The following is a 12,327-nucleotide window of genomic DNA, read 5'->3' as shown; positions in this document are numbered from 1 at the left end:
CTAAGAGATAACCAATGAGAATATTTAAGAATGCAAACAGGTTACCGTGAACGTGTGCAAGTCTGCTTTCAAAATGTTTCCCGATACTGTATGAATTTACCCAAGCTTCTTTGTCTGCTGCAAAGTCACGGAGGTAAATTAATAGAAAACCGTAAGCCATAAAAAGTCCCATTGTCAGGAAGCCTATCGCTATGTTGTTTTTACCGTTCATTTTGTTTGTACTTTTAAAGTAAGTGAGTATTCACTCACAAAGATAGTTCAATTTTCATTACATCTGCAAATTTATTTTTGAAGGGAATTCCAATAATGTCTAAAATCACCTAAAGGTGCGGTGGGGAATTGGCTACCTCAGCTTGTGTGTGAAGGTGGAAAGATTTGCAAAACGTGGATATAAATCAATGCTCGAATATTACCTGAAATTATCTACACAATTTAATGAACCGCTGTATACGCGATTCGTACGTATAGGGGGGTGTGAGGCGCACCTCATCGGTTAATTCCGGTGAGGCCGTCTACTCGATTATAAGCTGGCCTTCTGTCTGTCAAGGTTGTAGAGTTCTTGTCTACCGTTGGTTACTCTGGAACTCGATTATGCGTAGTAATCATTTGTTGGTTGCTTTATTGTCCCTTGCGAGAAAGTCGAAGTAATTAATAACATCGTTAACCTCTGCTGAAATATTTTCGGTTATCGCTGTCAATGGGAAAGAAGTAGCTTCTTGGCTGAAAGGGTCGCCAAATAAATTTGATAATTTATTAATTGTGAGAAATATTGTGCCGATTAATGTTATTACTGGAATTGCCAATAATTCCCAATAACTATTTTCTCCACCTAAATCTATATCGCCCATAAAAAAAGGAAGAAGCAAAACATAAGAAACGACTATTAACCGAGTAAACGCTTTATAAATATTCAAGAAAGGTGTATTCTTTGTCCTTTCTGATTTACCTTGAATTTCATAGAATTTATTTAGCAGAACCATCAAATCATATTTTTCCATTGAACATTCTTTGTTAAATGATTGCTCAATCTTCTGACTCATTGTTTGTAAAATATGATTAGGTTTATTTTTTACACTCGGTAAAAACGATAAATTATTGTCTACAGAAAAACCATTAGGGTCAACATCTGATTGATTATGTAATTGCTTTTGGAACTGAACAAGATATAAACGTAATAAATCTAAAAGTGTTTTCCCTATTATGTAGTTCTGGGATTTTGATTCATTGTTTAAGTTTTCTTTGTTACAAAAATAGGTGCACACTTTGCCTGAAAAATTTCTGCTGTTGTAAGTTAATTCGCCAATGTTTTTCCTTGCTTCCCACCATCTGTCGTAAGCAGAATTCATTCTGAAACCTAAAAAGAAAGCAACCGCAATTCCAAATACGCTTCCTGTTTGAGGCGAAATAGAGTAGAAGTGGTCGCCAAACGCCTCCTCCAAAGTAAATACCGCGATTGAATATAAGAAGCAAAACAAAAAAGGAAGAAATGCTATTCGAAGCAGTTTTTCAAAACCTACTCTTTCTGTTGGAACAGTCATGTTTTTTGGAATTAATTGTCTTTTTCTCTTTTGTAGAACTTAATCATTATCATGCTCCTTTTTTTCTTCGTGTTCTTTCTTCTTATCTTTTTCTTGTGATTTAATATAATCCTTCACATTATTTAAGTCCTTTTGATTTAATTTTTGATTGGAGTTTCCATTCATAATAATATCATGCTCATTGCTGCTTTTGTGGCAAGATGTGCAGTTAGTAAAGTTGAAAATCCCTTCTTCATTATGTTCCTGTTGTATGTTTCTTTCTGAATGTTCATGACAACCATAGCATGTATAGATACTGAAATTATTGTTCGTATGGCATGTATTACACTTTGCGTTATGGTCTCCGTCCAATTGAAAATAAGTTGAATGGTTAAAGGTGGACGGTTTCCATTGGCTTGTGCTGTGGCATTTATCGCAGTTGTCTTTAACCTGCTGATGGAAAGAATCGTCAGGTTCCTTATGACATGAAGTGCAATTGTTCTTAGCATCTCCTTGTATCATATCATGATTAAATATTACTGAAGATTTCCAACCTTTTGTATTGTGGCAATTCTTGCACGCAGTAGTTAATTGCTTATGCAGATTGTCGGTGGGTTGACCGTGACAACTATTGCAATTACTTATCATGGTTGTTGGTAACATTTCATGATTAAAGCTGCTCAAAGACATTTCAGGTTTTAATCCCTTATGGTCGGTGTGGCAGGAAGTGCATTTTTGATTTGAAAGTTGATGATGAAACAAAACGTTCTTATTTGTCGTATTGGCATCACTTAACATGAGCGTATCTTTTCCAATGTCAGATAGTTTGTGGCAAGAAACACATTTATCATTTGAGATTCCCCAAAATGGATTGTGACACCCAAGGCATTTGTCATTTAGTTTTTGATGCCCCTCAACTAACTCACCCGGATTGAGCATTCCATGAGGATACTGATACATTAGTCCGATGAATACAATTACTATCCCAAGAACAATTATCTTTTTCATTTACTAAACATTACAATAGTAATAATGTGCATCAGAGCCAGTAAACCTAAAATTAAAGTAATGGGCAAATGAACTACTCTCCATTTCTTCATCAGATCAACGGTGATGGAATCAAAAAAAAGTTTTTTGTCCGCATCTTCTGTGCTAATACCTGTATTAATCAATGTCTGTCTTTTTTCTTTCAATGTTTCACTCGCTTTCTTCAAAAGAAATTTCCCAACCAATCCGCTTGCAACTGCGATTAAAAGCATCAGGATAGCAAGCCACGGCAACACTGCATTAAAATGAATTCCTGCGTGAACAAGAAGCATTATTGAACCAATCCATGCAAGATATTCATGGAGTGCTAAAAGTTGTTTCGGAGAACCTGATTCAATTATTTTTCGTTTTCGTAATGAATAAATGAATGAAATAACAATGACAAATGTTCCTGTAAAACCAAGGTAACGCCCAACGGAAACCAACTGAAAGCGGTGGAGGAAATAATCAATCGCTATGGCAAGAAAAATCATTAAAGCATACCACTGGAAAAAAGGCAGCACATACTTTACAAGCAGTGGTTGTTTCATAGAAATAATATTTAGTCGTCATCATGTTCTTGTTCGCCACTTTGAACAGGATTATTGTTTGATGAGTTAATTTCTGTATGTCTTATTTGTCCACCTAAATAACCTGTCCTCGCAACTAAGCCGAAGCTAATCAGGGAAATAAATAAAATCACTACAGCTACTGTCTTTGTAAGGGATGACTTTCGCAAAGTCAGGAAAAGCCCGCCAATAGAAGCAACGCCAAGTATTATTAATGATATTAATGCAAAAACAGCAAAGTCTTCGTGTTGGTCAATCATATCTTTTGCTATACCCTGAATGTTTTCCACTGTTTCTTCAGCGGCTTCTCCTGTCAGGTAGGCAATACCTGCACCAATTGCAGAAATAATAAAAAGGTTGTAAGCGGCAATTTTTGTTTGATCGCTTTTTGTCCAAAGTCCGTGTGCTAAAACAATTCCACCAAAAATAGAACCGAAAATCGGAAGATGGGTAATGAGTAAGTGAATGTGTGTTTGGTTCATAATATTGAGTTATTGAAATATGTTAGTTTTTCTAAGTCAGTTAATGTTCATGATAAATATTTTCACGAAGTTAGTTATGGTTTCTCAACAATATGATGATATATGTCATCTATAAAAATGATTCTTGATTTCGAGAAATGTGATTTTGTGCTTAGGCTTGCTTATAACGTTGCCTTGTCTAAACCCTGTTTGATGAATTACAATACTCTGGATTCATCCTCAACAATAAGAATTTTTAGATTTTCCACTTCAGCGATAGTAGTAGTAAAAACCTAATACAAAGTATCCAATTTTTATTGGTATAAAGTATGATGTAAATCAACTTTAACTAATATACTTTGGAAAGAAGGAGGGAAGATTTGGTTCTTTTGTTTTTGCCATTCAGCTAAAAAATAAAAAGTGGGCAAAGGGAAGACAAATGTGGAAAATATGCACGAAATAATTTGGTATGGGTATACGATATAAGATAATTTACATCATTATGGCAAGTAAATACTAAATTTAATTCCCAAATAGGAACTATCTCCCCCGAACGGTTTTACTTCCTACCGAATCAATAGCATTCTTTCATAAAAATGCCAATTATTATACCTTCTTCATCTAAAGTATATGATTTCTACCATTCTGTGATGTGGTTAAACAACGGTATTATGTACAGCAAATACAAACGTGATCTTGTTATAGACATTGAAATAGCACAAGAAATGGTTAGTGACAGAAAAAAAATTTCGGCAGGAATTTCACGACCCTTTTTAATTGATGTAACAGAGCTTTTGTGTGTGGATACAGATGGCAGAAATTATTTAGCCGGGTCAGCTGGATGTGAACTGATAAGTGCCGGAGCCATTTATACCAAAAACAAACTGTTAGCATTTGTTGGCAATGCTTTTATTTTACTTGATAAGCCACTGGTTCCTGCTAAAGTATTTAGCAGTGAGGAAACTGCTGTTAGGTGGTTAGAGCCGTTTAGGTTTCCGAATTAATCAGCCGTTGTATCAGATATTAAATCAGGGAAACTTTTAAGAATAGCTTTGTTCCTTTCAAATTCAAGAATCTTTTTTACGTCTGCCAACTCCGTTTCTTCCGGCACAATAACATTCTCAATCTGAGTTCTCTCGATATTAGGATTATCTTCCAGCAAAGCGGCTCTCATAAAATCCCGTTTAGCTTGTTCAAATTCCCCAAGCTGATAATGGCAGTCGCTTTTTAAATAATATGCACTCACATCGTCCGGCAAGGCTTTTAGAACATTAATAAAATCATCAATAGCTTCAACATACTTTTTCGCGAGGTTAAATGCAATTCCCCTGGTTCTTAAAATATCAATGTTATTAGGGTCGTCTAAAAGGACTTTATTACACGTTTCCAGCAAATGACAGATCATCTTATGCCTCAATACAATTCTTCTCATAATTCGTTTCAATTAAGGTTATAATATCCTTCCGTTCCAACAATGGGAGTATTCCAAGAAGGACCGTACTAATAGGTGCGTTTATGGAGATATAAATCGGTTGGATCTTTATTTTATACAAAAACTTTAAAATCAAAAAAATTAGTATTAAAACTGTAAGTATAAAGACGGATACTAACTTAATTATTTTAAGCAAATCTCCTACTAAAATAGTGCTATTTCTTGCAGATGTAAGTAAAATCATATTATCTGAACTGCATACAAATAAAAAAGGGTATGCACCCGATCAGGTACATACCCCTCCATGATAATATGGTGGGTGCGTTACCCTGACAACATTTACGAAAGTAGAAGGTTCCGCGAGGACCCAGCCCTAACAATAAATGAGCAAGGACGCACCCATGTTGGGTACTCCTTGTCATTGCTGTTAGGGCATAAAAATTTCGCGGATTTTCTACCTAAGCAAGCGACAATGCGCTATGCGTTTATATGTTTAAAGAACGTTATTCTAATAATTTTTAAGTTTTTAATTTGTCCTTATCCCTTAATAAGTCTTTTTTTATATCAAAAAGAAAATTTGCATCTACTCCGTATTCAACTATCATAGCCCACAAAAGAATTGTAGGTACTTCCTGTTTTCCCGTAGCAATATTACTCATCACATCAATTTCATACCCATACTTTTCTGTTATATCTCTATAACTATCTACTAAACCTTTTTGCTTGAGCTTATTATATGCTTCAATAAATTTGTGAGCCACAATGCTCTTTTCCTTGAAATCTCCAGTAAATTTTTTGACTGTTTTCTTTGCCATAGTAGCAATATTAATCAATAATTATTATCGGAAATGCCATCATTTTTGCTGCTGTTCCATTACCACCTTAATGAGCTTCTCCTGAGTGTCCATAAGTCTTTTATCTTTTTCCTTAAGCTCCTTTTCTTTATCTCTAAGTTGCTTTTTGTAATAGTCAATAGTTTTTTTTAAATCGAGAATCTCTTTTTCCACATTACTCATGTACTTTTTCATCTCCTTTCTTTCCTTCGGAGGCATCCCTTGAACTATCTTTTCTGCAACAGAAATATTTCCATTAACTGTACCTTGAAACACAGGAGTGATATTTGAAACTTTATTATTATTCCCTGAGACATTGTTGTTATTGTTCACTACTCCGTCACGCAAAAGTGGTTCTTTTGCCGGGCCATTTTCCACAAAAACAAAATTGGCATTTAAACCAAGCCCATTAACTGCCTCGTAAATCGCATCAATAGTAGCGTAACGGCCAGGAGCTTTACCGATTTTGTGAAAATTACTTCTGTCCTTCTTTACTTTCTCTGTTAGTAATGGTTCGTTTTTTCCAACACCTTCCAAAGTCATTTCTTCCATCGCCCCAACAAAATTTTTAGAAACTAAAGTCTTGACTTCAGCCTTTTTTTCGGTTTTAACTAATTGTTTCATAGTTAGTTACGTTTTATTTGTGGTCAATTTGTGTTTTTTATTTTGAAATGTGGTCAATTTGACCATACATTTGCGTACTTTTGTAATAATCAGTGGTCAAATATACAACAATAATAGTCAAAAAAGAAAATAATTCTTACAAAACTTTAAAAAATGTTTACACAGGAGGATGTTAATATCATTAAAAGGGAGCTTCCAACCAGCGCTATAATGGAGATTCATCAGAAAACCGGAATCTCCCGCCCTACGATTTATAGGTTTCTTAATGGGGAGAAAATACGCTCACAATTTCAAGAGCGAATATATGTTGCTGCTTTAAAAATCATTGAACGTGATAAGATCAAAACGAACAAAATAAAAAGGGAAAGACTTAGGATTCTTAAAACTTCCTGATTAACAATATAAAGTTTTTGATAATGAAGCACCAAGAAAATAAAAGTCAAATATGGTTTAAAGTTCTTTCCCCGGAGGGGAGAGATTTAGACAATGAAATGAAAAAATGGCCACTTCCTGAAGGAACAAAAAAGGGGGAGTGGTTTATTTCCGGGTGTAGAATCGGAACCTGGTTGGTATCAAATCCTAAAGAGTTCATGCTGAAAACCAATCGTGTTTTTGTTGTTGAATTAGATGTGGAAGAACCACTAATTGAATTGCCTGAAATTATTTGGGTGAGAAAAGTCCGACTGGTGAGGGAGGCGACCAACCTTGATTTAAAACGATTCGGTATCTACAGAGCCTTCCGACAAATTGTTTAATCATTAAATAAAAGTATGCAGGTAAAAATAATATCGTGGGAATATATCGGCAAAGAACACTGTTTATGGAAAGGTAAAACAGATGGAATGCTTTGCCATGTTCATTTTTTTATCACGCCTACCGGAAGGGATCGGGAGGAATACCTGATGCGGACAGACACAAATGGTATAGCCAATGAAATCTGCATTGGTCTTGAAAAGGCAAAAGCAAAAGCACAAGAGTTACTTAATACTTATGCCCTTAGCCTCATCATTGAATAATAAAATCAATAACCTATGAATATACGATTAGAATACTCACAGATAGAAGGAAAGTTTAACCAGGCACAAGCTGCGGATCCGATAGAAGTTGCTAAAGGATATAGAATACTTTGCTGCTTTGTTAACGCTGAAAGAGCAACTCGCTTTACACAAGCAATAATTATTAAGCATCCCGAACTAAGTTCCGGTGCTGGCCAACCCTTTCCTTCCTTCTCGACAATGAAAGATGAATTGTATCATTTCCTGGCAGAAGATATTAAAGTTCTCGAAGAACACATGAATACGACTTACAAAAGAAGGGCGCAACTATTCAAACAATCATAAACTAAAATATAAAACATGAAACGATTCAACATTTTGAAAGGCTTGCTATTCGTACTACTGGTAGCAGTTTCTATTGTACTGAACATCATTGAAGAAATAATCAAATTTATTTTTTCACTGATAGCAAAAGTTAAACTTAACTATCAGCTTATGATGTTTATTTATCAATTCGGACGATAGCAAAAAATATTTTCACATGATTGTAATTCATTATCCAACGGCCTATAAAGCCTTAGATTGCTTTATTGACTTATTTAACGAAAGGGCGGAGAAAGGTTCACAGAGATTAAGAACTGGAGCTGTAATGACCGCTAAAGAGATCATAAGAATTTATGGTATTTCGTTACTCAAGACAAACGGATATCAGGAAGTAGATATAGAAAAACTTCCTTCCCTTCAAACTAACAATAAACAACTTGCAAAACTTGTTAAGTGCAGCTCCCGGACAATACAGCGCCATATTCTCAAACTTCAAGCTGCCGGAATTATCACCAACAAAATATTTCATGGCTCAAACTCCAATTATGAGCTGTTAATAAACCCCAATATATTGTTAGTAAAGCAGAAATTAAATGTTGATAACGTAAAAAAACAGTTCCAGGAGGCATTAGGTCAAGCTAAGGAAAATGAAGCAAAATCGCACCTTTTAGAAATTCAAAAGACAAATTGTCCAGATACATATTCTTGTAACACAAGTAACAAAATAAATAATATAATAATAGCGGTTGATAACTCATCACAAACTGCATCTGAAATTACTGGCAACGATTTTAAAAGGAGTTCACTCTCGCTCACGAATGAAATTTTTACAAGCTACAATACTGGAAACAGGACTGGAAACACAGGGGAAATTGCCAAGTCAGTTTCTGAAAAACAAGAAAATTTTGAAAAAAATATTCACGATACAGGGGAAATTGCTTCGCGAGCAGACAAATCAGGCTACAAAAATTTTGCGCCCGATCCTGCTCGCGACAATTCCCTATCTCTTTACGTCAGTTTGTTGTGGCTTATGGCCCGAAATCTACTTTACAAGAATGTAGATTTAACAGACAGACAGGTTTTAATTGCAAAAAAATTAATTCAAAAACTTTATGATCCGGTTGCTACATCAAAGTTATCAAACACTCATCAACACTACGTTGAGCGAATTTCTCTTGTTGCAAAATATATCAAAAAAGATCCGGCACATCGCTTTGTCCCACTACCCTATATCTATTTTGACACTAACAATCCAAAAGGTTTTGTAGGTACAAAAAAATGGCATCAGGATGACCAGGTTAGAAAAAAAGAAGTTCAACGTGAATTGACTTTGAGCCGAATAATCCGCAAGTATCAAAACAATGAAAAAAAAGATACTGTCCGAAAAGTGCCGCCAATTCAACTATTCAGAGAGTGTGAAAATACTATTGGAAAATTTAATGATCCATTATTAACACAACGCTTTCATGCTGCGGTATTGCAACATGAAACATATAGACAGATTTCTTACAATAACTAAAAAAATAAAATCATGTTAAACATTTTCAACATTGAAAAACAAGCGAGCAAAAGAGTTCACAAGTTCCTGCTCCATAAATCAACAGAAGAAAACATCGAATCTGCAAATGCAAGGTTGGTAATAAATGTCATAATAGGTAAGGTTTCTATTCACTTATACGATCAAAATAAATTTCTCAAAACACTTAGCATAAGAGCCATTGTAGAGTTCTTTGGCAAAGAGTACGATGAGACAAAAGTCAATTCTTTATCTGATTATCTGAAGAAAATTTCCCAAGAAAATAATATAGAATTTTTAAAGGCCAACATTGTGATTTGTGAAACAAAAGGGGAGCTGAAGCCTCATTTATACAATGAAAATAAATACGTTAAGCGCCTTTCAACTATTGAATTATTAACGGCTGTTTCTTGAACAAATGAAAACAGAGGTTAAAACAAATGAACTCATTACTGAAAAGGAAGTACCTGGTACTTCTTTAGAAGTTGCACATTCCAATTCGGTGCGAGAAAAGCATTTGGAAGGGCTTTCAGAGGATGAGAAGAAGATAATTAGACTAATGGCTAATATTTTTGTCAAGAGCATATTAAGTATGTCCGAAAAATAACGTAAATTTGTTATAAACGAAATATAGTAAGTCTATAACGAAATATAATTATATGAAAAAAGCATATCAATACATAAGAATATCTGAAGAAGATCAGTCAAATTTCAGTCTATCAGGTCAGAAAAAAATGAATGATGACTTCGGTGAGAAACACAGCATACAAGTAACAGAAACATTTATTGATGATGGATATTCAGCTAAAAATTTTGACCGCCCAAATTGGAGAGCGCTTGAAAAAGCATTGTCGCAAAATAAAAATAAAATTGATTATTTAATTGTAACAAAATATGACCGTTTAATTCGTAACGCTGCTGAAGGCTTAGCTTTTATAGAAAAGCTGGAGCAAAAGTGGAATATAAAATTACTCTCTGTCATGGAGAACTTTTTTATTGATCCGCATTCGCCTTATTTTTTTAAGATGAGAGCAGACTTACTTGTTACTGCTGAATTTGAAAGACGTGTTATTTCTGACAGATCCAAATTTGGAATTTGGTCAGCAAAAACACAGGGAAGATTTTTAGGGCCGGCTCCTTTCGGCTATGACAATGCTCGTGATGAAGAAGACAAGCCAATTATATTAGTTAATCACGAAGAAAAGGAAATCGTTCAGGATATTTATAAGGATTTTTTGGATGATGAACCGTTTCCGATAATTATGAAAAAAGCCCGTGACAGAGGATTTAAACTTAAAGGACACGATGCTCTTTATCGAGTTTTATCCAATCATGTTTATGGTGGATTGATTAAAGCACCATCTTATAAGGATGAAAAAACAAAAGTTGTAAAAGGCACACACGATGGAATTATTCCAACAGAATTATTTTGGAAGGCTTACTATAAACTGCAAGAGAAAATTCGTCCGCAGGGGCCAAAACTAATTGATGATAATGTTCCTTTGCGTGGGTTTATTTTATGTCAGACTTGTGGAGGATTGCTTACTGGTGGAAAATCAAAAGGTAGATCAGCTTTCTATTATTACTACCGTTGCAAAAAATGTAATGGAGAGAATTACAGTGCTAATAAGGTTCACAGCGAAATAGGAGAAATATTAAAATATCTTTCCTTACAACCTGATTATATACAAGCACTTAAAACAGAAACATCAATACGATTTGATATGAGCTTAAAAGACCGCAATCATAGACTTCAAAAAGTAACTTCAGAATATGCTATTATAAGCGAAAAGTTGGACGCTTTGGAAGAAAAGTATATTTCAAATAAAATAAATCAAACCACTTACGATAAATGGCATCCAGCGTTCTCAAAAGAACTTAATAACAAGAAGATTGAAATGGCTGAACTTACTAAGGATGATTCTAAGACCAGGGAGCTGTACGAAACCCACCTTCCATACCTTGCTGACCTAAACTGGATTTATAATCAAGCCGGTGTAGATGGAAAACAAGACTTCTTGAAGGGCATTTTTTGGGGTGGTTTTACCAAGGAAAACATAGGTGGTCGAACCGAATTGATCAACCCTATGTTTTACGCCAACTCTTTGAATATAAGCACTTTGCTTAGAGTAAAAAATGTGGGAAAACCCGAAAATAATTCAGGTTTTCCCACTTGTACCCGGGACGGGACTTGAACCCGTACGGCCGCAATGGCCACAGGATTTTAAGTCCTGCGTGTCTACCAATTCCACCACCCAGGCAGGGTGTAAAAAAACCCTCCAATGCTTACGCTTCGGAGGGTTTGAGCGGGAAACCGGTCTCGAACCGGCGACCTTAACCTTGGCAAGGTTACGCTCTACCAACTGAGCTATTCCCGCTTTTATTCTAAAATATATTCAACCCCTGCGGCGACCTTAATCCGCCGCGGCGGGATTACGCTCTACCAACTGAGCTATTCCCGCTTTTATTCTAAAATATATTCAACCCCTGCGGCGAGTCGTCATGGTGAACTTGCCGAACCCCTCCCGCAAAAGGATTGCAAATCTACTACTTTTTCTATTATACAACAAAGATCTAAAAGCATAATATACAACGGCTTACATCTAACTATCCCCATCCGCCCGCCGCCCTCTTTTAATCTCTGAACGCCGGCGTTTTGAATCCAGTCGCCGCTCCTTTGAACGCTTTGTTGGTCTGGTTGCTCTCCGCTTCTTTCGCTCCTTCAATGCTCCGTTCAGAATACTTCTCAACTTCCGCACCGCTTCCTGTTTATTGCTGAATTGCGAACGGCTTTCCTGAGAATGTACCTGAAGTATACCCTCCGAAGTGAGCCTGCTTCCCAACCTGATGCGAAGATTTCGCTTCTCTTCACCACTTAGTATCCGTGATTCTGTGATGGAGAAGACAAGCGTAATGCGCGACGAAACTTTATTCACATGCTGACCTCCCGCGCCGCTACTCCGGCTGGCCCGAAACTCTGTTTCCTTCAGGATCTGACGGAACCTCTCCTCGCTGATCATATTTCCTGAT

At 35.8% G+C, this 12,327-nt stretch carries 17 protein-coding genes and 2 tRNA genes; 9 read left to right on the top strand and 10 right to left on the bottom strand.

Annotation, left to right across the window (positions count from 1 at the left end; translation table 11 throughout):
* Positions 1–602: 602 nt before the first annotated feature.
* Genes IT233_07150 through IT233_07135 form a run of 4 tightly spaced genes read right to left on the bottom strand, consistent with a single transcriptional unit; the run spans position 603 to position 3,594 of the window.
* A complete protein-coding gene (locus IT233_07150; GenBank protein MCC7302400.1) occupies positions 603–1,538 on the bottom strand; it encodes a hypothetical protein in 936 nt (311 codons plus the stop codon).
* A 39-nt stretch (positions 1,539–1,577) separates the two neighbouring features.
* Positions 1,578–2,525, bottom strand: a complete 948-nt coding sequence (locus IT233_07145; protein ID MCC7302399.1) for a class III cytochrome C family protein — start codon at positions 2,523–2,525, stop codon at positions 1,578–1,580.
* A complete protein-coding gene (locus IT233_07140; protein ID MCC7302398.1) occupies positions 2,522–3,094 on the bottom strand; it encodes a hypothetical protein in 573 nt (190 codons plus the stop codon). Before IT233_07140 ends, IT233_07145 begins: the two co-directional genes overlap by 4 nt.
* A gap of 11 nt (positions 3,095–3,105) precedes the next feature.
* A complete protein-coding gene (locus IT233_07135) occupies positions 3,106–3,594 on the bottom strand; it encodes a hypothetical protein (GenBank protein ID MCC7302397.1) in 489 nt (162 codons plus the stop codon).
* 575 nt (positions 3,595–4,169) lie between these two features.
* Between IT233_07135 and IT233_07130 the strand changes: the two genes are divergently transcribed.
* The gene (locus IT233_07130) at positions 4,170–4,577 is read left to right on the top strand and encodes a hypothetical protein (GenBank protein MCC7302396.1); all 408 of its coding nucleotides are present in this window, start codon (positions 4,170–4,172) and stop codon (positions 4,575–4,577) included.
* On the opposite strand, the gene IT233_07125 is transcribed toward IT233_07130, so the two are convergent.
* From IT233_07125 to IT233_07115, 3 genes are all read right to left on the bottom strand, one after another.
* Positions 4,574–5,005 carry a hypothetical protein gene (locus IT233_07125; GenBank protein MCC7302395.1) on the bottom strand — a complete coding sequence of 144 codons (432 nt, stop codon included), beginning with the start codon at positions 5,003–5,005 and terminating at the stop codon, positions 4,574–4,576. The genes IT233_07130 and IT233_07125 overlap by 4 nt on opposite strands.
* Before the next feature lie 518 nt (positions 5,006–5,523).
* The gene (locus tag IT233_07120) at positions 5,524–5,820 is read right to left on the bottom strand and encodes a hypothetical protein (protein MCC7302394.1); all 297 of its coding nucleotides are present in this window, start codon (positions 5,818–5,820) and stop codon (positions 5,524–5,526) included.
* Positions 5,821–5,859: 39 nt separating this feature from the next.
* Positions 5,860–6,462: a hypothetical protein gene (locus IT233_07115; GenBank protein ID MCC7302393.1), complete on the bottom strand. Its 603-nt coding sequence runs from the start codon at positions 6,460–6,462 to the stop codon at positions 5,860–5,862.
* Positions 6,463–6,615: 153 nt separating this feature from the next.
* Here IT233_07115 and IT233_07110 point away from each other — a divergent pair, with 153 nt between their 5' ends.
* The 8 genes from IT233_07110 to IT233_07075 all read left to right on the top strand — a co-directional run bounded on the left by IT233_07110 (position 6,616) and on the right by IT233_07075 (position 11,492).
* A complete protein-coding gene (locus IT233_07110) occupies positions 6,616–6,855 on the top strand; it encodes an AlpA family phage regulatory protein (GenBank protein ID MCC7302392.1) in 240 nt (79 codons plus the stop codon).
* A gap of 23 nt (positions 6,856–6,878) precedes the next feature.
* Positions 6,879–7,217 (top strand): hypothetical protein, encoded by a 339-nt coding sequence (locus IT233_07105; GenBank protein ID MCC7302391.1) that lies wholly within the window; start codon positions 6,879–6,881, stop codon positions 7,215–7,217.
* A gap of 15 nt (positions 7,218–7,232) precedes the next feature.
* Positions 7,233–7,478: a hypothetical protein gene (locus IT233_07100; GenBank protein ID MCC7302390.1), complete on the top strand. Its 246-nt coding sequence runs from the start codon at positions 7,233–7,235 to the stop codon at positions 7,476–7,478.
* 15 nt (positions 7,479–7,493) lie between these two features.
* Entirely contained in the window at positions 7,494–7,802 is a 309-nt protein-coding gene (locus IT233_07095) for a hypothetical protein (GenBank protein ID MCC7302389.1), read from the top strand.
* A gap of 196 nt (positions 7,803–7,998) precedes the next feature.
* Positions 7,999–9,300 carry a hypothetical protein gene (locus tag IT233_07090; protein MCC7302388.1) on the top strand — a complete coding sequence of 434 codons (1,302 nt, stop codon included), beginning with the start codon at positions 7,999–8,001 and terminating at the stop codon, positions 9,298–9,300.
* Positions 9,301–9,312: 12 nt separating this feature from the next.
* Entirely contained in the window at positions 9,313–9,711 is a 399-nt protein-coding gene (locus tag IT233_07085) for a hypothetical protein (protein ID MCC7302387.1), read from the top strand.
* A 4-nt stretch (positions 9,712–9,715) separates the two neighbouring features.
* Entirely contained in the window at positions 9,716–9,904 is a 189-nt protein-coding gene (locus IT233_07080; protein MCC7302386.1) for a hypothetical protein, read from the top strand.
* Between the two features lie 52 nt (positions 9,905–9,956).
* The gene (locus IT233_07075) at positions 9,957–11,492 is read left to right on the top strand and encodes a recombinase family protein (protein MCC7302385.1); all 1,536 of its coding nucleotides are present in this window, start codon (positions 9,957–9,959) and stop codon (positions 11,490–11,492) included.
* On the opposite strand, the gene IT233_07070 is transcribed toward IT233_07075, so the two are convergent.
* The 3 genes from IT233_07070 to arfB form a co-directional block, all read right to left on the bottom strand.
* Positions 11,474–11,558 (bottom strand) — tRNA-Leu (locus IT233_07070). The genes IT233_07075 and IT233_07070 overlap by 19 nt on opposite strands.
* A 44-nt stretch (positions 11,559–11,602) precedes the next feature.
* Positions 11,603–11,675: transfer RNA gene (locus tag IT233_07065), tRNA-Gly, on the bottom strand.
* A gap of 225 nt (positions 11,676–11,900) precedes the next feature.
* The gene (arfB, locus tag IT233_07060; protein ID MCC7302384.1) at positions 11,901–12,317 is read right to left on the bottom strand and encodes an aminoacyl-tRNA hydrolase; all 417 of its coding nucleotides are present in this window, start codon (positions 12,315–12,317) and stop codon (positions 11,901–11,903) included.
* Between the last annotated feature and the right edge of the window lie 10 nt (positions 12,318–12,327).

The organism is Bacteroidia bacterium (assembly GCA_020852255.1).
GTDB lineage: Bacteria > Bacteroidota > Bacteroidia > JADZBD01 > JADZBD01 > JADZBD01.
The sequence above is the reverse complement of the archived record's forward strand: the minus strand, read 5'-3'. Positions and strand labels throughout refer to the sequence as shown.

Coding starts and splice junctions, on each gene's coding strand:
- IT233_07120 (MCC7302394.1), bottom strand. CDS start 5,820: ATGGCAAAGAAAACAGTCAAAAAATTTACTGGAGATTTCAAGGAAAAG.
- IT233_07080 (MCC7302386.1), top strand. CDS start 9,716: ATGAAAACAGAGGTTAAAACAAATGAACTCATTACTGAAAAGGAAGTA.
- IT233_07100 (MCC7302390.1), top strand. CDS start 7,233: ATGCAGGTAAAAATAATATCGTGGGAATATATCGGCAAAGAACACTGT.
- IT233_07085 (MCC7302387.1), top strand. CDS start 9,313: ATGTTAAACATTTTCAACATTGAAAAACAAGCGAGCAAAAGAGTTCAC.
- IT233_07105 (MCC7302391.1), top strand. CDS start 6,879: ATGAAGCACCAAGAAAATAAAAGTCAAATATGGTTTAAAGTTCTTTCC.
- IT233_07140 (MCC7302398.1), bottom strand. CDS start 3,094: ATGAAACAACCACTGCTTGTAAAGTATGTGCTGCCTTTTTTCCAGTGG.
- arfB (MCC7302384.1), bottom strand. CDS start 12,317: ATGATCAGCGAGGAGAGGTTCCGTCAGATCCTGAAGGAAACAGAGTTT.
- IT233_07075 (MCC7302385.1), top strand. CDS start 9,957: ATGAAAAAAGCATATCAATACATAAGAATATCTGAAGAAGATCAGTCA.
- IT233_07125 (MCC7302395.1), bottom strand. CDS start 5,005: ATGAGAAGAATTGTATTGAGGCATAAGATGATCTGTCATTTGCTGGAA.
- IT233_07110 (MCC7302392.1), top strand. CDS start 6,616: ATGTTTACACAGGAGGATGTTAATATCATTAAAAGGGAGCTTCCAACC.
- IT233_07145 (MCC7302399.1), bottom strand. CDS start 2,525: ATGAAAAAGATAATTGTTCTTGGGATAGTAATTGTATTCATCGGACTA.
- IT233_07115 (MCC7302393.1), bottom strand. CDS start 6,462: ATGAAACAATTAGTTAAAACCGAAAAAAAGGCTGAAGTCAAGACTTTA.
- IT233_07135 (MCC7302397.1), bottom strand. CDS start 3,594: ATGAACCAAACACACATTCACTTACTCATTACCCATCTTCCGATTTTC.
- IT233_07130 (MCC7302396.1), top strand. CDS start 4,170: ATGCCAATTATTATACCTTCTTCATCTAAAGTATATGATTTCTACCAT.
- IT233_07095 (MCC7302389.1), top strand. CDS start 7,494: ATGAATATACGATTAGAATACTCACAGATAGAAGGAAAGTTTAACCAG.
- IT233_07150 (MCC7302400.1), bottom strand. CDS start 1,538: ATGACTGTTCCAACAGAAAGAGTAGGTTTTGAAAAACTGCTTCGAATA.
- IT233_07090 (MCC7302388.1), top strand. CDS start 7,999: ATGATTGTAATTCATTATCCAACGGCCTATAAAGCCTTAGATTGCTTT.